This is a genomic window from Priestia abyssalis (assembly GCF_002019595.1).
GTDB lineage: Bacteria > Bacillota > Bacilli > Bacillales > Bacillaceae_H > Bacillus_BA > Bacillus_BA abyssalis.
In genome coordinates this window covers 1-571 of sequence record NZ_MTIQ01000012.1, presented here as the reverse complement: position 1 = coordinate 571, position 571 = coordinate 1, and the positions used below count along the sequence as shown (strand labels likewise).

At 51.8% G+C, this 571-nt stretch carries 4 tRNA genes and 1 rRNA gene; all 5 read left to right on the top strand.

Annotated elements, in window-relative coordinates:
• Positions 1 to 127 precede the first annotated feature (127 nt).
• The 5 genes from rrf to BK575_RS27870 all read left to right on the top strand — a co-directional run bounded on the left by rrf (position 128) and on the right by BK575_RS27870 (position 570).
• A 5S ribosomal RNA gene (rrf, locus tag BK575_RS27890) occupies positions 128 to 243 on the top strand.
• A 12-nt stretch (positions 244 to 255) separates the two neighbouring features.
• A tRNA-Glu gene (locus BK575_RS27885) sits at positions 256 to 330 on the top strand.
• Positions 331 to 337: 7 nt separating this feature from the next.
• Positions 338 to 413, top strand: a tRNA-Val gene (locus tag BK575_RS27880).
• Between the two features lie 7 nt (positions 414 to 420).
• Positions 421 to 495, top strand: a tRNA-Gln gene (locus tag BK575_RS27875).
• A gap of 2 nt (positions 496 to 497) precedes the next feature.
• A tRNA-Lys gene (locus BK575_RS27870) sits at positions 498 to 570 on the top strand.
• Position 571 lies beyond the last annotated feature (1 nt).

Here is a 571-nt window from a genome sequence, read left to right as displayed (position 1 = left end):
AGCAGCTCGTTATCTAGTTTTGAAGGAATAACCTTTGATATTCTGTCTGCACTTGCGTCTGCAAGTGGATTCAAGGAAGAAAGATTCCTCAGTGCAAGCCTGCAGAGATGTAAACTCATGCAGTAGGCTTGGTGATGATGGCGAAGAGGTCACACCCGTTCCCATGCCGAACACGGAAGTTAAGCTCTTCAGCGCCGATGGTAGTTGGGGGTTTCCCCCTGTGAGAGTAGGACGTTGCCAGGCTTTTTTAAATGTGGCCCGTTGGTCAAGCGGTTAAGACACCGCCCTTTCACGGCGGTAACACGGGTTCGAATCCCGTACGGGTCACCATTATAGTGGAGGATTAGCTCAGCTGGGAGAGCACCTGCCTTACAAGCAGGGGGTCGGCGGTTCGATCCCGTCATCCTCCACCATTCATATTGGGCTATAGCCAAGCGGTAAGGCAACGGACTTTGACTCCGTCATGCGTTGGTTCGAATCCAGCTAGCCCAGCCAAAGAGCCATTAGCTCAGTCGGTAGAGCATCTGACTTTTAATCAGAGGGTCGAAGGTTCGAGTCCTTCATGGCTCAT